This is a genomic window from Candidatus Pelagibacter sp. (genome assembly GCF_052049995.1).
In the GTDB taxonomy this organism is placed as follows: Bacteria; Pseudomonadota; Alphaproteobacteria; order Pelagibacterales; family Pelagibacteraceae; genus Pelagibacter.
Genome location: NZ_JBNGYX010000002.1, coordinates 53,498 through 71,824, shown reverse-complemented (window position 1 = coordinate 71,824; position 18,327 = coordinate 53,498). Strand labels below are relative to the sequence as shown.

At 28.3% G+C, this 18,327-nt stretch carries 17 protein-coding genes; 8 read left to right on the top strand and 9 right to left on the bottom strand.

Features of this window, described 5'->3' with window-relative positions:
- Positions 1-597 (bottom strand): methionine biosynthesis protein MetW, encoded by a 597-nt coding sequence (metW, locus tag ACTT9Y_RS02655; RefSeq protein ID WP_440932887.1) that lies wholly within the window; start codon positions 595-597, stop codon positions 1-3.
- Positions 598-599: 2 nt separating this feature from the next.
- Positions 600-1,715, bottom strand: coding sequence for a homoserine O-acetyltransferase MetX (gene metX / locus ACTT9Y_RS02650; RefSeq protein ID WP_440932886.1), 1,116 nt, complete (start codon positions 1,713-1,715; stop codon positions 600-602).
- Positions 1,716-1,906: 191 nt separating this feature from the next.
- Between metX and hisC the strand changes: the two genes are divergently transcribed.
- The gene (hisC, locus tag ACTT9Y_RS02645; protein WP_440932885.1) at positions 1,907-2,992 is read left to right on the top strand and encodes a histidinol-phosphate transaminase; all 1,086 of its coding nucleotides are present in this window, start codon (positions 1,907-1,909) and stop codon (positions 2,990-2,992) included.
- Positions 2,989-3,885 carry a prephenate dehydrogenase gene (locus tag ACTT9Y_RS02640; RefSeq protein WP_440932884.1) on the top strand — a complete coding sequence of 299 codons (897 nt, stop codon included), beginning with the start codon at positions 2,989-2,991 and terminating at the stop codon, positions 3,883-3,885. The genes hisC and ACTT9Y_RS02640 overlap by 4 nt, the downstream gene beginning before the upstream one ends.
- Here the strand turns inward: ACTT9Y_RS02640 and ACTT9Y_RS02635 are convergent.
- Genes ACTT9Y_RS02635 through ACTT9Y_RS02625 form a run of 3 tightly spaced genes read right to left on the bottom strand, consistent with a single transcriptional unit; the run spans position 3,882 to position 7,436 of the window.
- A complete protein-coding gene (locus ACTT9Y_RS02635) occupies positions 3,882-4,628 on the bottom strand; it encodes a C40 family peptidase (protein WP_440932883.1) in 747 nt (248 codons plus the stop codon). The genes ACTT9Y_RS02640 and ACTT9Y_RS02635 overlap by 4 nt on opposite strands.
- Positions 4,618-5,994, bottom strand: coding sequence for an AmpG family muropeptide MFS transporter (locus tag ACTT9Y_RS02630; protein WP_440932882.1), 1,377 nt, complete (start codon positions 5,992-5,994; stop codon positions 4,618-4,620). The genes ACTT9Y_RS02635 and ACTT9Y_RS02630 overlap by 11 nt, the downstream gene beginning before the upstream one ends.
- A gap of 2 nt (positions 5,995-5,996) precedes the next feature.
- Positions 5,997-7,436 (bottom strand): TrkH family potassium uptake protein, encoded by a 1,440-nt coding sequence (locus tag ACTT9Y_RS02625; RefSeq protein WP_440932881.1) that lies wholly within the window; start codon positions 7,434-7,436, stop codon positions 5,997-5,999.
- Between the two features lie 91 nt (positions 7,437-7,527).
- Between ACTT9Y_RS02625 and ACTT9Y_RS02620 the strand changes: the two genes are divergently transcribed.
- Genes ACTT9Y_RS02620 through ACTT9Y_RS02605 form a run of 4 tightly spaced genes read left to right on the top strand, consistent with a single transcriptional unit; the run spans position 7,528 to position 11,060 of the window.
- The gene (locus ACTT9Y_RS02620; protein WP_440932880.1) at positions 7,528-9,090 is read left to right on the top strand and encodes a lysine--tRNA ligase; all 1,563 of its coding nucleotides are present in this window, start codon (positions 7,528-7,530) and stop codon (positions 9,088-9,090) included.
- Positions 9,090-10,142, top strand: a complete 1,053-nt coding sequence (locus ACTT9Y_RS02615; protein ID WP_440932879.1) for a quinone-dependent dihydroorotate dehydrogenase — start codon at positions 9,090-9,092, stop codon at positions 10,140-10,142. The genes ACTT9Y_RS02620 and ACTT9Y_RS02615 overlap by 1 nt, the downstream gene beginning before the upstream one ends.
- A gap of 52 nt (positions 10,143-10,194) precedes the next feature.
- Entirely contained in the window at positions 10,195-10,506 is a 312-nt protein-coding gene (gene rpmB / locus ACTT9Y_RS02610; RefSeq protein ID WP_023854682.1) for a 50S ribosomal protein L28, read from the top strand.
- Positions 10,506-11,060 carry a queuosine precursor transporter gene (locus ACTT9Y_RS02605; protein ID WP_440932878.1) on the top strand — a complete coding sequence of 185 codons (555 nt, stop codon included), beginning with the start codon at positions 10,506-10,508 and terminating at the stop codon, positions 11,058-11,060. The genes rpmB and ACTT9Y_RS02605 overlap by 1 nt, the downstream gene beginning before the upstream one ends.
- Here ACTT9Y_RS02605 and speB read toward each other — a convergent pair.
- Genes speB through ACTT9Y_RS02590 form a run of 3 tightly spaced genes read right to left on the bottom strand, consistent with a single transcriptional unit; the run spans position 11,057 to position 14,162 of the window.
- Positions 11,057-11,932, bottom strand: coding sequence for an agmatinase (gene speB, locus ACTT9Y_RS02600; protein ID WP_440932877.1), 876 nt, complete (start codon positions 11,930-11,932; stop codon positions 11,057-11,059). The two genes, ACTT9Y_RS02605 and speB, sit on opposite strands and share 4 nt — an antisense overlap.
- Positions 11,933-11,934: 2 nt before the next feature.
- Positions 11,935-12,978, bottom strand: a complete 1,044-nt coding sequence (locus ACTT9Y_RS02595; RefSeq protein ID WP_440932876.1) for a 1,9-bis(guanidino)-5-aza-nonane synthase — start codon at positions 12,976-12,978, stop codon at positions 11,935-11,937.
- On the bottom strand, positions 12,978-14,162 hold the full coding sequence (locus ACTT9Y_RS02590; RefSeq protein WP_440932875.1) for a type III PLP-dependent enzyme: 1,185 nt from the start codon (positions 14,160-14,162) through the stop codon (positions 12,978-12,980). The genes ACTT9Y_RS02595 and ACTT9Y_RS02590 overlap by 1 nt, the downstream gene beginning before the upstream one ends.
- A gap of 167 nt (positions 14,163-14,329) precedes the next feature.
- On the opposite strand from ACTT9Y_RS02590, the gene ACTT9Y_RS02585 reads away from it, so the two are divergent.
- The gene (locus ACTT9Y_RS02585; protein ID WP_440932874.1) at positions 14,330-14,893 is read left to right on the top strand and encodes an ActR/PrrA/RegA family redox response regulator transcription factor; all 564 of its coding nucleotides are present in this window, start codon (positions 14,330-14,332) and stop codon (positions 14,891-14,893) included.
- Here ACTT9Y_RS02585 and ACTT9Y_RS02580 read toward each other — a convergent pair.
- The gene (locus tag ACTT9Y_RS02580; RefSeq protein WP_440932873.1) at positions 14,886-15,437 is read right to left on the bottom strand and encodes a biotin transporter BioY; all 552 of its coding nucleotides are present in this window, start codon (positions 15,435-15,437) and stop codon (positions 14,886-14,888) included. The genes ACTT9Y_RS02585 and ACTT9Y_RS02580 overlap by 8 nt on opposite strands.
- A 114-nt stretch (positions 15,438-15,551) precedes the next feature.
- Between ACTT9Y_RS02580 and polA the strand changes: the two genes are divergently transcribed.
- Complete coding sequence (gene polA / locus ACTT9Y_RS02575) at positions 15,552-18,326, top strand: DNA polymerase I (protein ID WP_440932872.1); 2,775 nt, start codon at positions 15,552-15,554, stop codon at positions 18,324-18,326.
- Position 18,327 lies beyond the last annotated feature (1 nt).

The following is an 18,327-nucleotide window of genomic DNA, read 5'->3' as shown; positions in this document are numbered from 1 at the left end:
TTATTTTTCTATCAAAAATATACCTAGATCTGCAAACAAATTTTTAACTCCTAAATTACTCTCATTTATTATTGATGAATTAAGATTATTTAAAGCGAGTGATTTAAAAATTTTAATATCTTTCGATTTTACAAAGCGAAAAAAATCTTTGATTGTACACATATGTAAATTTGGTGTGTTATACCATTCATCTGGCAATGTTTTTGTAACTGGCATTGTACCTTTAAATAATAAATGGAATCTTACTTTCCAGTATCCAAAATTAGGAATCGTAACTATTGCTTTTTTTCCAACTCTTAAAAGTTCATCTAAAACTAATTCTGGATTAAGAAAAGCTTGAAGGGTTTGACTTAAAACAACATAATCAAATGATTTGTCTGGAAATTGCTTTAAATCTTTTTCAGCATTTCCTTCAATTACAGTTAAACCTTTAGCAATACATTCTTGCACTTTTTCTTTTGAAATCTCTAATCCTCTTATATTTATGTTTTTATTGTCTTTTAAAAATTTCATTAAAGTTCCATCGGCACAACCTACATCTAAGACTTTCTTATCTTTTTCAATTAAATCAGCTATTACCTGAAATTCATTTTTCATAATTAATTTTCTTCGTAAGATTTATCTAAAAAGTTTTTAAGTGCGCTCAAGAAATCAGGAACATCAAGTAAAAAGGAGTCGTGACCTTTATCTGACTCAATTTCTACAAATCCAACATCAGCTCCTATTGAGTTTAAAGCAATCACAATATCTTTGTTTTCTTGTGTTGGATAAAGCCAATCTGAAGTAAAAGAAATTATAAAAAATTTCGCGTTTGTATTTATAAATGCTTCTGAAAGATTACCATTGAATTGCTTAGCTAAATCAAAATAATCCATAGCTCTAGTAATATAAAGATAACTATTTGCATCAAATCTATCTACGAAAACTGAGCCCTGATATCTTAAATAACTTTCTATTTGAAAATCAGCGTCAAATCCAAATTTAAGATCTTCTCTTTCTTGTAACTTTCTTCCAAATTTTTCCTGCAAACCTTTTTTTGATAAATAGGTAATATGAGCTGCCATTCTAGCTACTGCTAATCCTTTTCCAGGATTAGTATCGTTTAATGTATAATTCCCATCTTTCCAGTTACTATCAGCTGTAATAGCTTGTCTACCAAGTTCGTTAAAAGCAATATTTTGAGCTGAATGACTAGATGTGGTTGCTATCGGTATCACTGTTTTAGATTTATCAGGAAAGTTACTAATAAACTGAAGGACTTGCATACCTCCCATTGAACCACCAGTTATAGAAAATAGTTTATCAATACCAAAATGCTCAAGTAAATTATATTGAGCATTCACCATATCATTAATAGTAATAACTGGAAAATTTGTTCCAAAAATTTTTTGATCAGGATCTTTATGACTTGGTCCGTATGATCCCATACATCCACCAATTACGTTAGAGCAAATAACAAAATATTTATTCGTATCGATAGCTTTATCAGGACCTACTGCATAACTCCACCATCCCTCTTTGTTAGTTACAGGGTTTATTCCGCTTACAAATTGATCTCCCGTTAGAGCATGAAAAACTAATATTGCATTATCTTTTTTTGAATTAAGTGAACCGTAAGTTTCATAGGCTATCGGAAAATCTTTTATAGTCTTTCCACAGTCTAATTTTAGTGGTTTTTTTACAATTAAAGTTTTTATGTTTTTCTCAGTATTCATTGTTTTTGACTGTTTCGAATTGTGAGAAAAAAAACTATTTTAGCGGTTTTTTTTAAGCGCTCGCAATTCAGTTAAATCAGCGCATAATTTTTTTACTAGAACTTATTTATTATGTCAATTTTTTAAAAAATCCTCTTATTCTCTATAAAATTTTGTAATTTTATCTATAAAGAGCACATAAATTAAAAAAAATGACAACTCTAAATTTCAAGAAATTTAATATTGAGGCTTATAAACCTGGTAAATCAAAAGTTAAGAAACTTAAGAACGTAATTAAGCTTTCTGCAAATGAGTCTGCTTTAGGTATGAGCCCTAAAGCAAAGAAAATAATATCAAATAAAAATCTGAATTTAGATAAATATCCAGATGGAAAATCTCAAAATTTAAGAAAAGCAATATCTAAAGCTCATAAATGTAATTCTGATAAAATTATTTGTGGAGCTGGTTCAGATGAAGTTATTCAAATGCTCTGCCAGTTGTTTTTAAATCCGAAAGATGAGGTTGTGGTACCAGAGTACAGTTTTTTAATGTACAGAATTTACTCAAAAATTATAGGTGCAAAAGTTGTATTTGCAAAAGAAATTAACTTTAAAGTTTCAGTAAATGAAATTTTAAAAAAAATAACAAAAAAAACTAAAATTGTTTTTATAGCTAACCCAAACAATCCTACAGGAACTTACTTAACGAAAAAAGAAGTTTTAGAATTAAGAAAAAGATTAAATAAAAAAATTTTACTAGTCATTGATGATGCCTATGCAGAATATATGAAAAACAAAAATTATTCATCTGGGTTAGATTTGTTTAAAAATAAAGACAATGTTTTCATTCTCAGAACTTTTTCAAAAATGTTTGGATTAGCTTCTCTCAGAGTAGGTTGGGGATATGGATCAAAAAAAATAGTTGATGCGCTAAATGTTATAAAACCACCATTTAATGTAAATGGTATTGCTCAATTAGCTGCCATCGAGTCACTGAAGGATAAAGCTTTCATAACCAAATCGATTAGACATAATTTATTATATTCTACAAAAATTAAGAAATTTCTTGAGACATATAATATTTTTACAAATTCAGTTTCAGCAAATTTTTTGTTACTTAATTTTGAAAAATGCAGATATTCAGCAAAATTTCTATATGAAAAACTTAAAAATAAGGGAATTATTTTAAGATCAACAGAAGACGGTTATCATATAAAGAATAAATTAAGGTTAACTATTGGATCTAAAGAAGAAAACTTAAAATTTATGAGTGTTATTAAGCAAGTATTGAAAAAATGAAAAATATTTTTATTATTGGCTGTGGATTATTAGGTTCATCTTTATTAAGGTGTATTAGCAAAAAAAAAATAGCAAAAAAAATATTTATTTACGAAAAATCAAAATCAAATATTGCTAAGATAAAAAAATTAAAATTACCTGGAACAATTGTTAAATCATTAAAAGAAGGTGCAAGTAATTCTGATTTAATCATCTTTTGCACACCAATGAGTGAATACAAAAATATTATTTTAAAAATTAATAAATTTATACCATCGAAAACATTGATTACAGATATTGGTTCTTCAAAAATTGAAACTTCTAAGATTATAAATAAATCTTTAAAGAAAGGTATTCATTGGATTCAAAGTCACCCAATAGCTGGGTCAGAGGTCAGTGGACCTGAGCATGGTAAAGAAAATATGTTTACTGATAGATGGTGCATAATAATTACTGAAAAAAATATTAAAAAAAATAATATAAATATTCTAACTAAGTTTTGGAAAAAAATTGGAGCAAAAGTAGTTGTTATGAGCGCTGAAAAACATGACAAAATTTTTTCTATTACTAGTCATTTACCACACTTAATTGCATATAATCTGGTGAAATCTGCACAAGATTTTGAGAAAAAACAAAATTATGAGTTAATCAAATATAGTGCTGGTGGATTACGAGATTTTTCTAGGATTGCAGCATCAAATGAAATCATGTGGAGAGATATTTTTTTTAACAATAAAAATAATATTTCAAAAGCGATTGATTTATTTATAAAAAATTTAAATCAATTTAAAAAAGATATTAATTCAAAAAATAATAAGTCTATCATAAAGAAACTTATTCAGACTAAAAAAGTAAGGTCAAAAATTATCAAATTGAAACAAGATATTGATAAACCTGACTTTGGAAGAAATTAATATTTTATTCTAGATACTTTTTTTACCTTTAGCTTGGCAGTTTTTTCAATTCTATTAATTGTTTCTATAATTGGCATAATAACTACTTTTTTTTCTGGACCATAAGCATGAATTAGTTGTTTAGAATTTAAACACATGGCAACATGACCTTTCCAAAAAATAATATTTCCTTTTTTAAATAGTTTTTTCTTTAAATTCTTTTTTGTATATTTGATCTGATCTTTTGTATCTCTTGGATAAAACAAATTATTATAACAATAAAATATTTGCAATAAGGCCGAACAATCAATACCTTTAAATGTTTTTCCACCCCAAACATATTTTACATCGAGAAATTTTTTAAATATTTTTGTAAAATTATTTTCTTTATGGTTTATTTTTTTAATATCTACTTTTTTAATCCATTTATTTTTTTCAATTTTTACGTAATTTTTATTTTGTTCAAATACAGATAATTTGGATGCAAGTGGAAGCCAACTGCTAGTTCCAATTCCAGGTTTTTTATAAATCTTTGCTTTTAGTGAACTGACTTTATATTTGGGGCTAAATTTTTCTATATATTTTGAATTTTTTATAAACCCTTTATAATTATCAAATAAAGTTTTAATTTTTATCCAATTTTTATTTTTTGCTAATATTTTGAATTTTTCACCATATATAATTTGTGAAGTTACTTCAGATCTTCTCGAAGGATTTTTGTAAATATTCGAAAAATTACCTATGAAGTAAAAATTATTTTGCACCAATTTTAATTTTGTTTTTAATTAACCACAAACAAATCAACGAAGGTATCACCATAATAGTTGTTAAAACAAAAAATGTTCCCCAATCTCCATTTAACCAGTCAACTAAAGCTCCAGAGGATGAAGCTAAAGTAGTACGACCAGCAGTACCAATTGAAGCAAGTAATGCATATTGTGTGGCTGTATAAGTTCTATCAACTAGTAATGATATAAATGCAACAAATGCTACAGTTGCAAAAGCTGCTGTGATGTCATCAGCTATAACCGCAATTGCAAATAAAATTTCTGATTTTCCAGTCCATGCTAAAACTGCAAATAAAAGATTGGTTACAGCCATTAATCCACCAGCAAAGAACATAGTTTTAATTGTTCCAGCTCTCATGGCCATTACTCCACCCAACAAAGTAAATACAACTGTAGTTATCCAACCAAGACCTTTTGAATAAATTGCAATTTGACCTTTGGAGAAACCAATTTCTTTATAAAAAACAATAGACATTCTTCCCATAAATGCCTCACCTATCTTAAATAAGAAAACAAATCCTAAAATTCCAGCTGCAATGGCAAAACCATTTTTTCTAAAAAAACTAATAATAGGTCCGCCTATAGTTCCTGTAATATAAGCGATAAAGTTTGTAATAATATTGCTAGATCCAAGTTTTCCTTCAATTAATTTGTCTGTTTCTCTCTGTTTTGCCTCTCTGTTTGTCTCTATCGGTTCATGAACATACATTAATCCAATATTCATTAAGATTATTAAAATACCTAAAATTAAAAAAGTAGCTTGCCAGTAGTCAGCTATCCCTAGGTTTTCTAAAAATTCTGCCGTAAATAAAGCAACAACTCCACCTAATTTATAACCTGTCCACCAACCAACAACGGCCATGGCTGCGCCTGCAGCCATTGATTTTCCTTCATTTTCATTTATCTGTTCAATTCTTAATGCATCCACAGTTATATCTTGGGTTGCTGACGCGATAGCAATAATTAAACCTATAGTAATTAATAAAGCCAAATTTTCAGTTGGATTAATTACACTCCAAACAACAAGACTTAACAAAATAATTAATTGCATCAAAACTATCCATCCTCTTCTATGACCTAATTTTTTTGTTAGAATTGGAATTTGAATTCTATCTATAATGGGAGCCCACAAATAATTGAAAGCGTATACTCCAAAAATTAAACCTGCCCATCCAATTGTTGATCTACTAAGACCTTCTTCTTTAAGCCAAAGACTTAAGCTACTTGCAATTAACACCCATGGAAATCCACTTATTGCACCTAATAAAAGAATTCTCATCATTCGAATATCTTTATATACTGCAAGTGAATCAAGCCATGTTTGTTTCTTTGTTTCAGACATAATTAATTTCTCCAAAAAGATGGTAAGAACAATACTAATATTGCAAACAACTCAAGTCTACCTAAAATCATACCTACAGTTAAGATCCATTTAGAAATATCAGGCAAAGATGAAAAATCTCCATTAGGTCCTATTATAGGACCTAAACCAGGACCAACATTTGATATTGATGTTGCTGCTCCAGAGATAGCAGTTATAAAATCAAGACCAGTTAATGATAATAATGCAGCTAAAATAAAAAAAATAACAAAGTAAAAATAAATAAATGAAATTATTGATGCAATAAATTTATCTTCAACAGATCCTTGATCATATTTAATTACAAATATTCCCTTGGGATATATAATTTTTTTTAATTGATTTAATATAAATAAATATAGAATTTGAATTCTAAAAATTTTAATACCACAAGTAGTTGATCCAGCACAGCCCCCAATAAACATTAATGCAAGAAATATTGTTATAGGAAAACTTCCCCAACCATCAAATTCAGCATTAACATAACCTGTTCCAGTCAATATTGAAATAGTATTAAAAAAAATAGATCTTAAACTAAAGTTTCCGTTATTATTAAATAATAAATAAATTGATAATATAATAATGCTTATTATTATTATTTTAATAAATGTTCTGATTTGAATATCGTTTAAAAATATTTTTTTATTACCACTAATAAATTTAATGTATGCAATAAATGGAATACTTCCTAAAATTATAAAAATCATAGATGATATTTCTATAAGAACACTGTCAAAATATCCGATTGATTGATTATAATTAGAAAATCCACCTGTAGCTATGGTAGTCATAGAATGAGTTAAACTATCAAATTTTCCCATTCCAAATACCCAATATGATAATGCACAAAGAGCAGTTAGGCCTGAATAAATATAGATAAGTCTTAAAGCTATTTCTTTTGATTTAGGAAGAATTTTTTCAGATGAGTCGTTGCTAGAAATTTTAAATAATTGCATACCACCAACATTCATTATAGGCATCAGGGTAATTGCCATAACAATTATACCAATACCCCCCAACCATTGAAGTATTGCTCTCCATAATAGAATACCTTTCGGTGTATTCTCTAAGTCAGAAATAATTGTTGATCCAGTTGTTGTAATACCAGACATACTTTCAAAAAAAGCATCAGTAATTGAAAGTTCAATAGTCGAAAATATAAATGGTAAAGATCCAAAAATAGCAATACTTAACCATGACAAGGCAGTTAATAAAAATGCTTGTTGCAAATTTAATTTTTTTTCGTGGTCTAGATTTGAAAGAAAAAATAATGATCCAAAAATTATAGTAACAATAGATGCACCAAAAAATGATGAATCTATTTCTGAATAAATAAATTGAGCAATTATAGGGATGAACATTGAGATCCCTAAAATTATTTGCAAAATTCCTAGTGTAAAAAAAACAGTTTTATAATTAGACATTTTGAAAGAACATTATTTTATGGTAAATAAATTTCAACTCTATAAGAATTAATAAAATCGCCAATTTAAGATTTTTATAAAAGATATATTCGTGATTAAAAAAGAAATTTTAGACAAAACAAGTGCTTGGCCTTTCGTTGAAGCAAAAAAAATGCTTCGTGAGAGAAAATCATTTATTGATAAAAAAGGTAAAATTACTCTTCAAACAGGATATGGCCCAAGTGGCCTTCCTCATATTGGAACATTTGGAGAAGTTGCAAGGACCTCAATGATGGTTAATGCTTTAAAGCAACTTACAGATTTACCAGCAGAAATAATTACTTTCTCTGATGATATGGATGGTCTAAGAAAAGTTCCTGATAATGTTCCTAATCAGGAATTGCTAAATAAAAATCTACATAAACCATTAACACAAGTTCCAGATCCATTTGAAAAATTTGCAAGTTTTGGAGAACATAATAATGAAATGTTAAAAGATTTTTTAAATAGTTTTAATTTTAAATACAGTTTTAAAAGCTCAACATCTTTATACAAAAGTGGTTTTTTCAACCCAACTTTAAAAATTATTTTAGAAAATTATGATGGTATAATGAATATTATACTTCCAACTTTAGGCAAAGAACGTCAACAAACTTACTGTCCTTTTTTACCAATTTGTCCAGATACAGGTCATGTTCTCGAAATTCCAGTTATAGAAATTGATAAAAAAAATTCTAAAATAATTTTTGATAATAACGGTAAAAAATTAGAATCTAGTATTTTGGATGGAAATTGTAAATTACAATGGAAAGTTGATTGGGCAATGAGATGGTATGCTCTAGATATAGATTTTGAAATGTATGGAAAAGACCTTATTGAGAGTGCAATTTTATCAACTAAGATTATAAATTTAATTGGTAAAAAACATCCATCTGGATTTGCTTACGAATTATTTCTTGATGAAAAGGGTGAAAAAATTTCAAAATCTAAAGGAAATGGTATTACCATCGACCAGTGGTTAAAATATGCCTCACCTGAAAGCTTATCTTTATACATGTATCAAAATCCAAAAAGAGCTAAAAAACTTTATAATGAAATAGTGCCAAAAGCTGTAGATGAGTACCTTGATAATATTGAAAAATCAAAAAAACAAACAGAACAACAATTGGTAATGAATCCTGTTTGGCATGTTCATAATGGCAATATTCCAAAAGAAGAAATGATTATGTCTTTTTCTATGTTGTTGAATTTAGTTGAGACAAGCAATGCTGATAACAAAGATTTATTATGGAAGTTTGTGAAAAAATATAAATCTAACATTCATGAAAAAAACTTTCCAATTTTTGATGGACTAGTGGGCTATGCAATTAAGTATTTTAATGATGTTATTAAGGCTCAAAAAAAATATAAAAATCCATCTGAAAATGAAAAATTAGCTCTACAAGCTTTAGTTAAAACTTTAGAACAATGTAATGATCAGATGTCTCCTGAGGATATACAAACATTAATATATTCAACAGGTAAAGAGAATGGATATGCACAAAACCTAAGAGATTGGTTTAAATTAATTTATGAAGTGGTATTTGGAGATGAAAATGGACCTAGAATGGGTTTTTTTATAAGTTTTTTCGGTGTTAACGAAACAAAAGAGTTGATAATTAGTAAATTGAAATAATGTATTCAAATTTAAGATCATTAATATTTAAAATAGATCCTGAAAGAGCACATTTTTTAGCAATTCAATCTCTCAAACTTAATTTAGTTTCAAATATATTTGATGAAAATAAAAATGATCCTATTTTAAAAACAAAACTATTTAATCAAAATCTTGATAATCCCATAGGGATTGCAGCAGGTTTCGATAAGAATGCTGAGGTATACAACCCTTTATTTAAGTTGGGTTTTGGATTTGTTGAAGTAGGTACGGTCACACCATTAAAACAATATGGGAATGAAAAACCAAGAGTGTTTAGATTGGTAGAAGATCAAGCATTAATTAATAGGTTAGGTTTTAACAACCATGGATCAGATACAATATTAAACAGAATAAAAGTTAATAAAAAGCTAGGTGTACTAGGTGTAAACGTAGGTCCAAACAAAGATTCTAATGATAGATTGAATGATTATTTAATTGGATTAGAAAAATTTTCTGAAGTTGCAGATTATATTACAATCAATATTTCCTCGCCAAATACTGAAAATCTAAGAAACTTTCATGATGAGAATAAATTAAAAGATTTATTAACATCTATCTCAGAGAAAAAAAAACAATTAAAAACTGAAATTCCTGTGGCTGTAAAAATTTCACCAGACATTAACGAAAATCAAATTGACTTAATTTCAGAAATACTTTTAGAAAATGATATAAGTGCAATAATAATTTCAAATACATCCGAAGCTTCTAGAGAAACACTTCAAAATATACAGAGACATCAAAAAGGCGGTTTATCTGGAAAACCTATTGAAAAAAAATCGAATTTTTTAATAAGTAAATTTTACAATTTAATTCAAGGTAAAATTAAAATAATTGGAGTAGGTGGTGTTGATTCTGGTAAATCAGCTTATGATAAGTTTTTATTGGGAGCAGATTATGTTCAACTTTATACTGGCATGGTATTCCAAGGACCCAATATTGCTGGGATGATAAAAAAAGACCTAAAAGAATTACTGATAAGAGATGGTGTCAAAAATTTCACAGAAATTGTGGGAAATAAAACTGTTTCTTAAATGTATTAAACTTGACGCCTTCAATATCTCCCCTTATATAGGCACTGTTATTATGTCAAAAAAATGTGAACTTACCGGTAAAATTCCAATGAAAGGTCATAATGTTAGTCATGCTAACAACAAGACTAAAAGAAGATTTTTACCTAACCTAAAGAAAGTAAAATTTACAAGTGAGCTTACCGGAAGAAGTTTAAAACTTACTGTAAGTAACTCAGGTGTAAGGTCAGTTGACAAAAAAGGTAGTTTTGATGAATTTTTAAAAACTGTAAAAAATAAAAATTTATCTCCAAGATTAAAAAAGTTAAAAAAAGTAGTTTTAATTAAATCCCCTTTTAAAAAGAAACCTGTAGCTAAATCAGCTTAATGAACAAATTATTTATCACTCTGTCAATAATGATGGGGGTTGTTGTACTATCTTCTAATTATTTAGTTCAGTTCCCAATCAACTATTTTGGATTAAATGAGATTTTAACTTATGGAGCTTTTAGTTACCCAATAGCTTTTTTAATAACAGATTTAGCAAATAGGTCGTATGGAAAATTATTAGCAAGGCAAATTGTATATTTGGGCTTTCTAATAGGAATTATATTTACGTTGTTATTCTCAACTGATTTTGCAGATTTAATCTCGGTTAGAATTGCAATTGGATCAGGGGTTGCTTTTATTACTGCTCAATTGTTGGATATTCAAATTTTTGATCGATTAAGAAAAAAAGAGTGGTTTGTTGCACCGCTTACCTCATCTTTGATTGGATCAACAGTTGACACATTTTTATTTTTCTCTATATCATTTTATGCAACAGGGGTACCTTGGGTTACTTTATCTCTTGGAGATTTAGCGGTTAAAATTTTAGTTGCTTTAATAATGTTGATACCATTCAGAATGTTATTGAAAATTATTAAACCAATTAAAGTTTAATATAAAAATTTATAAGACAAAATTTTATAAGCTAATTTTGCAACAAGAAAATTATAAGAATTAAATCCTTTAATTGGAGACAGCTCATTAATATCTGCACCAACAATTTTTGAGTTTTTGGCTGCAATTCTAATTATATCCAATGTTTCATCCCATAAAAGCCCTCCTGGTTCAGGTGTACCAGTTGCAGGCATAATACTTGAATCTAATCCATCTACATCGAATGTTAGATAAACAGTTTTGTTTTTAATTAGTTTTTTAAATTTAGACAAATTCCATTTTTTTTTATCTTTTGCCCAAAATATATTTATTCTTGAAGAATTCTTTTTTAAAAATGGAATTTCACTTTCTGAGATATTTCTTATCCCAAATGAAATTAAAGAAACATTTTTATAATCCAGACATCTTCTAATTGCTGAGGCATGTGAAAATTTTTCTCCATTATAGCTTTGACGTAAATCTGCATGGGCATCAAAATGCAAGAGACAAATATTTTTATATTTTTTAGTAAAAGGAACAATACATCCAGGTGTTATTGAATGTTCTCCACCTAAAGTCATTGGGAAAAGTTTTTTATCTAAAATCTCTTCATTAATTTTTGAGATTTTATTCAGGGCTTTTTTAATATTATTGTGTATTTTAAATGGTTTTAAAGTTTTAATACCAATTTTCTTATAAGGTTCGCAGTTAAGCTCTTCATCATATAGCTCAACTTGATGAGATGCTTTTATTATTTCTTTAGGTCCATTTCTTGTTCCTCCTCCATAACTGACAGTTTTTTCTAATCCAAATGGAACAATTACAGCTTTTTCTTTAAAGCTAAATTTATTATTAATTCCTAAAAATCCTTTTTTATTTAATAGATATTTCAATTTTATTTAAAAATTTTTGTAAAGTTTTTTCTTGTTCTATTTTTCCACTCACCTTTATGATAAGCATCACTAGCAATTAATGGCAAAACACTAGTTGCTTCTGCAAATACCATCTGTTCTTTTGTAATATCTACTTTGCCCCATGAGCTTGCTTCTTTTAATGTGGAGCTGCTACATGCTCCGTCTCTACTATCAGCAACAGTAATTTGAACAGCATATTTATGCATGTCTACATCTTTTCCTAATAGTTCAGCACAAATAACAGTATCTTGAATGAAGTTTTTAGGCACACCACCACCAATCATAAATAATCCAGAACCTTTAGATTTGATTTTAATTTCTGTTAGTTCTCTAAATTCTCTAACTGAGTCTATTGTTATATGTTTTTTTGGATTTTGTTCTTGATGCATAACTAATCCGAATCCTGCACTCGAGTCAGTAAAAGCAGGGCAGAAAATAGGAACATTATTGTCAAAAGCGGTTTCAATTAAAGAGTCTTTTTTCTTTGAGTTATTTTTTAAATATTTTCCCATTTCATAAATGAACTCTCTTGAAGTATAGCTTCTCGCCTCTAAGTTATTAGCGATTTCACATATAATTTTATCACACATTTGAAGCTCTTCTTCATCTATGTAGGTATCGTAAATTCTATCTATATAGTTGTCTCTCAGCTCAGTATCATCTTGAAATTGTGAACCTTGATAATGTTTAAAACCAAGAGCTTCAAAAAAATCCATATCTACTATAGAGGCTCCTGTTGCAACAATTGCATCGATCATATTATATTTTACTAAATCTTTATAAATATTCATACATCCAGCTGCTGAAGTAGAGCCTGCTAAGGTAAGGAAAATTGTACAATCTTTATCTTTAAGCATCTCGTTATAAATATTAGCAGCATTTGCTGTTTCTCTAGAAACAAATGACATTTTTTCCATTGAGGATATAATTTTTCTAGAGTCGAAAGAAGTTATATCTATGTGCTCAACAGGATTTTTTAAGAAATCTTTTTTACTGTTATGACCTGGATTTTTTTGACTCGACATTAAGCTACCATGTTAGCTTTGTTAATGCCTTTATCATACATTGTCATTATTGGGTTATCTTCAACTTCATAAATTTCATTTGAGTAATAACCATTAAACTGAGTTCTAAATGTCAATCCGTATGCCCCAAGTTGACCAAGTTCAATATAATCATTTTCTTTAATATTATTTGGAAGCAAAAAAGGACCTTTCATATAATCCATGCTATCACATGTTGGTCCGAAGAAGTCAAAAGCAGTTAATTTTTTTGAAATTATTTTATTAGAATTTTCTTTAATCATTCTAGATGGGAATACAATGTTAGGTGTACCTGCATCAAAAAGAGTACCATATGTACCATCATTAATGTAAAGCTTTTGTTTTTTTCTTAAATTAACTCTTACAACTGTTGAGCCACTTTCTGCAACTATAGCTCTACCAGGCTCACAAATAATTTCAGGAAGTTTTTCAAGTTTTAAATTTTCTAAACTCTTATTTATTTCATTAAAATAACTAATTAAAGATTGTGGAATTAAGTCAGGATAGATTGTAGGGAAACCTCCACCTACATTTATATAATCCGGAATTATCTTGGTTTTTTTAATTATATTTCCAATTTCACTAATTCCTTTCGCATAAGAAATTGGATGCATACATTGTGAACCAACATGAAAACTTAAGCCAATCTTTTTAGCATGTTGTTTTACAAGTCTTAACAAACCTATTGCTTCTGATGTTAAAGCACCAAATTTTTTAGATAAATCAATTTCTGCATGTTCATTGGAAACAGCAACTCTTACAAATAATTCTAAATCTTTAGCATTATTTGTACTTTCAATTATTTTAATCAGTTCATCTTTAGTATCTAATGAAAAAGTTTTTACACCATAATTAAAATATGCTTCTTTTATACTTTCTCTACTTTTTACAGTATGCATATAAGAGCATGTAGCAGTTTTGCTAAAAGTTCTAATATTTTTAATTTCCTCGATTGACGCTACATCAAATTGATCAACTCCACTTTCTATAATTGTTTTAATTACTTCAGGGTGTGGATTGGTCTTAACCGCATATAAAATTTTTCCTGGAAATTTGTTTAGGAAAAATTTAACAGCAGATTTTATGGAATTCTTTCTTATACAGTAAACTGGTTTTTCAGGTTTCAGCTGATTAACTAATTCTTCAACTGATTTAAATTTTTGCATTTTAAATGCCTCCAAAAAAAATTTAATAAAAAAAAGTCTTTTTTAAAAAAACTTTAATATTTTTTGGCATATAAAGTAAACAACACCAATGTAAAGCAAATAATTCAAGCCAGAAATGCGTAAAATTCATATATTGTAATATCCTGCAGAGACCCCATATAAAGGTTATGAAAGAAGAAGCAAAACTGCAGAATCTTAGCGATTTTGAGAATAAATCATTATTAATCGTGGATGATGATAATCCTTTCCGTGAGCGTTTAGCAAGAGCGATGGAAAAAAAAGGATTTGAAGTTTTTCAAGCTGAGAGTGTGCAAAAGGGAGTTGAATCTGTAAAAACTAAGAAACCTGGTTTTGCTGTAGTTGATTTAAGGCTTGGAGATGGTAATGGACTTGAGGTTGTAAAAGAAATTCAGTCTTCAAATAGTGATAGTAGGATTATCATGTTAACTGGTTATGGAAATATTCCAACGGCAGTAGCTGCAATCAAAGAAGGTGCAATAGATTATTTAGCCAAACCTGCTGATGCAGAAGATGTAGAAAAAGCATTATTGGCAGATCCTTCAAAAAAAGCTGCCCCACCAGAAAACCCCATGTCGGCTGACAGAGTTAAGTGGGAGCATATACATAGAGTTTTTGAATTATGTAATAGAAATGTTTCAGAAACAGCCAGAAGACTTAAAATGCACAGAAGAACTCTTCAAAGAATTCTTTCTAAAAGATCACCTAGATAAATTTTTTAATTTTAATTATTTGCTTAGTCAAAAGAGTTAAAAGCATAATTTTAAAAATCTCGGCTAATAGAAACGGTTTTGCACCTAAAGCAAAAATTGGCTTATCCCATCCAATCAATGTTCCAAGCCAAATTAGACCCAAAATATAAATTGTTGAAGTTGCGATAATTAACTTAAATAAAACAACGAAAAAATTATCATCAATCTTAATTTTAGAAGCTAAGTAACAAGCTGTTAAAAAACCAATTAAGTAACCCATAGTTGGCCCTGTAAAGTAAACTAATCCAACACCTTTTTCAGGAGAATTTGAAAATACGGGAAGCCCTGCAATTCCTTCAATTAAATACAGACCAATTGTAGCTAGTGCAATTTTATGTCCTAAACTTATTCCTAAAAATAATACTACAAATGTTTGCATAGTCATAGGAACCGGATAGAAAGGAATTTTGATCTTTGCAGATATAGTTAGTGCTATTGAACCAAGAACAATAACAACCAGAGATTTAAATAGTTTAGCTTGTGAGAGATTTTTTGTTAATTCCATTGTTAAATAATACTCAAAATATAAAAAATAATCTACTTATAATTGCTATAATAATTGAAAGTAAATTTTTTTATATACAGATTATATTATCATTATAATATTTAATATTACTTCATGAATAAAATTCAAAAAACAGATCATTTTTATTTGATTGATGGCTCTGGTTATATTTTTAGAGCTTATTATGCTTTGCCTCCATTGAGTAGAAAAAGCGATGGACTTCCAACAGGTGCTGTAAGTGGTTTTTGCAGCATGTTATTTAAATTATTAGAGGACTCAAAATCTGATCAAAACTTACAAAAACCAACACATTTTGCAGTAATATTTGATTCAGCAAGAAAAACTTTTAGAAATGAAATTTATAGTAATTACAAGGCTAATAGATCTGAGGCGCCTGACGATTTAGCTCCACAATTTGAATATATAAGAAAATCAGTCCTGGCATTTAATTTGCCATCTGTGGATCTTCCTAATTACGAAGCAGATGATTTAATAGCTACATATGTGGATCAAATTCTTAAAAAGGGTGCAAAGGTTACAATTGTTTCATCAGATAAAGATTTAATGCAGCTTTACAAAAAAGGGGTTCGAATTTTTGACCCTATGAAAAATAAATTTATAACTGATGATGATGTTGTGAAAAAGTTTGGAGTAGATGCTTCAAAAGTTATTGATGTACAATCTTTAGCAGGAGACAGTAGTGACAATGTACCTGGTGTTCCGGGGATAGGTGTTAAGACAGCCGCAGAGCTAATTAACAAATACGGTACTTTAGAAAACTTACTAAAATCTGCTCATGAGATTAAGCAAAATAAAAGAAGAGAAACATTAATTGAGAACAAGGATAAAGCATTAATAAGTAAAAAACTTGTAACACTAGATCACAACTCTCCTGTTGATAGAGAGTTAAGTGAATTTAAATTGCAAAATATAGATAAAGATAAATTATATAAATTTTTAAGAGAAATGGAATTTAATAGGTTGTTAAGCTCTGCAATTTCTGCTTATGGAGAACCTGAACTAGAAAGTAATAAGATTGAAACTCAAAATCTAGAAAAACAACAAACGGTAAATAACAAAAATTATTATTTAATTAATAGCTTAGATGAAATTGATAAATGGATAGAAGAAGCAGAGGAGGTTGGTGAAGTTGCAATTGATACGGAAACAACTTCATTAGATCCTCACCAAGCAGATTTAGTGGGTATTTCTCTCTGTTCTAAAATTGGAAAAGCATGTTATATACCAGTTGGTCACAAGTCACCTAAGTGTCTTAAAAAAGATGCTGTAATTAAAAAATTAAAAAAAATATTAGAAGATCCTAGTATAAAAAAAATAGGTCAAAATATAAAATTTGATTTTATTGTACTTAATAAGTGTGGAATAACGCTTTCATCAATGGAAGATACAATGCTGATGTCTTATGTCTTAGATGCTGGAAAAAATAGACATAATATGGATACTTTATCAGAAATTCATTTAGGTCATAAAACTATTTCTTTTAAAGACATGGTAGGAACAGGTAAGAAAGAAATTAATTTTAGCGAAGTAGAATTAGATAAAGCAAAAGATTACGCTGCTGAAGATGCCGATGTTACTTTTAGATTATACAAGAAATTTATCAAAAATTTAAAATCAGAAAAAATGATAAATATCTACGAAATTTTTGAAAAGCCTCTAATAAAAATTCTTGCATTTATGGAAATAGAGGGAGTTGAAATTGATAGTAAATTTTTAAAATCTCTTTCATCTAAATTTGAAAAAAAAATCCAAAAACTTGAAAAAGAAGTATTTAAAATTTCTAAAAAAGAGTTCAATATCGCATCCCCGAAGCAATTAGGTGAAATAATTTATAATGACTTGAAAATAGCTGGTTTAAAGAAAACTAAAAAAGGAAGTTTTGCAACAAGTGCAAGTGTTTTAGAGGATTTAGCTTTTAAAGGTCATGAGTTTCCAAAATTAATTTTAGACTGGAGACAAGTTTCAAAATTAAAAAATACTTATTCAGATGCTTTACCTGAACATTTAAATCCAAATACAAAAAGAGTTCATACTTCGTTTTTGCTGGCTGCTACAACGACTGGAAGACTAGCATCTAGTGATCCCAACTTACAAAACATACCAATTAAATCAGAAGATGGAAAAGATATAAGAAAAGCTTTCACCGCAAAAAAAGGGCACCTATTAATTTCTGCAGATTACAATCAAATTGAGATGAGAATTTTAGCAGACCTGGCAGATGTAAAAGAACTGAAAAAGGCATTTAAAAATAAAGAGGATATTCACTCCTTAACAGCTAGCCAAATATTTAATATTGATATCAAAAAAGTTAATCAAGATCACAGACGAAAGGCTAAGGCTATTAATTTTGGAATTATTTATGGAATTTCGCAATATGGATTAGCTAAGCAAATAAATGTTTCTAATTATGAAGCAGAGGAATTTTTGAATTCATATTTTGCTAAGTTTCCAGAAATTAAAGTTTATATGGATAATACAATTAAATTTTGTAGGAAAAGTGGATATGTTAATAATATTTTTGGACGAAGATCCCACTTTAAAGGAATCAATGACAAAAACTTTAATGTCAGAAATTTTCAAGAACGTGCTGCAATTAATGCTCCCATTCAAGGTTCTGCTTCTGAAGTAATGAGATTAGCTATGATTAGATTGGATAAGAAATTGTCAGATGAAAAAAATTCTAAATCAAAAATGCTCTTGCAAATTCATGATGAATTAATTTTTGAAATTCCAAAAAAAGATGAAAAAGCAATGATTAAATTAATTGAGAAAGAAATGACCAGTGTAGCTCAGAGTGATTATCATTCTTTTTCAACTCCTTTAACAGTTGATATTAATGTTGGAGATAATTGGGGCATGTTACATTAAA

Excerpts from the sequence above, each read along its gene's own strand:
- metW (WP_440932887.1), bottom strand. The coding sequence starts at position 597 with ATGAAAAATGAATTTCAGGTAATAGCTGATTTAATTGAAAAAGATAAG.
- metX (WP_440932886.1), bottom strand. The coding sequence starts at position 1,715 with ATGAATACTGAGAAAAACATAAAAACTTTAATTGTAAAAAAACCACTA.
- hisC (WP_440932885.1), top strand. The coding sequence starts at position 1,907 with ATGACAACTCTAAATTTCAAGAAATTTAATATTGAGGCTTATAAACCT.
- ACTT9Y_RS02640 (WP_440932884.1), top strand. The coding sequence starts at position 2,989 with ATGAAAAATATTTTTATTATTGGCTGTGGATTATTAGGTTCATCTTTA.
- ACTT9Y_RS02630 (WP_440932882.1), bottom strand. The coding sequence starts at position 5,994 with ATGTCTGAAACAAAGAAACAAACATGGCTTGATTCACTTGCAGTATAT.
- ACTT9Y_RS02625 (WP_440932881.1), bottom strand. The coding sequence starts at position 7,436 with ATGTCTAATTATAAAACTGTTTTTTTTACACTAGGAATTTTGCAAATA.
- ACTT9Y_RS02615 (WP_440932879.1), top strand. The coding sequence starts at position 9,090 with ATGTATTCAAATTTAAGATCATTAATATTTAAAATAGATCCTGAAAGA.
- rpmB (WP_023854682.1), top strand. The coding sequence starts at position 10,195 with ATGTCAAAAAAATGTGAACTTACCGGTAAAATTCCAATGAAAGGTCAT.
- ACTT9Y_RS02605 (WP_440932878.1), top strand. The coding sequence starts at position 10,506 with ATGAACAAATTATTTATCACTCTGTCAATAATGATGGGGGTTGTTGTA.
- ACTT9Y_RS02595 (WP_440932876.1), bottom strand. The coding sequence starts at position 12,978 with ATGTCGAGTCAAAAAAATCCAGGTCATAACAGTAAAAAAGATTTCTTA.
- ACTT9Y_RS02590 (WP_440932875.1), bottom strand. The coding sequence starts at position 14,162 with ATGCAAAAATTTAAATCAGTTGAAGAATTAGTTAATCAGCTGAAACCT.
- ACTT9Y_RS02585 (WP_440932874.1), top strand. The coding sequence starts at position 14,330 with ATGAAAGAAGAAGCAAAACTGCAGAATCTTAGCGATTTTGAGAATAAA.
- ACTT9Y_RS02580 (WP_440932873.1), bottom strand. The coding sequence starts at position 15,437 with ATGGAATTAACAAAAAATCTCTCACAAGCTAAACTATTTAAATCTCTG.
- polA (WP_440932872.1), top strand. The coding sequence starts at position 15,552 with ATGAATAAAATTCAAAAAACAGATCATTTTTATTTGATTGATGGCTCT.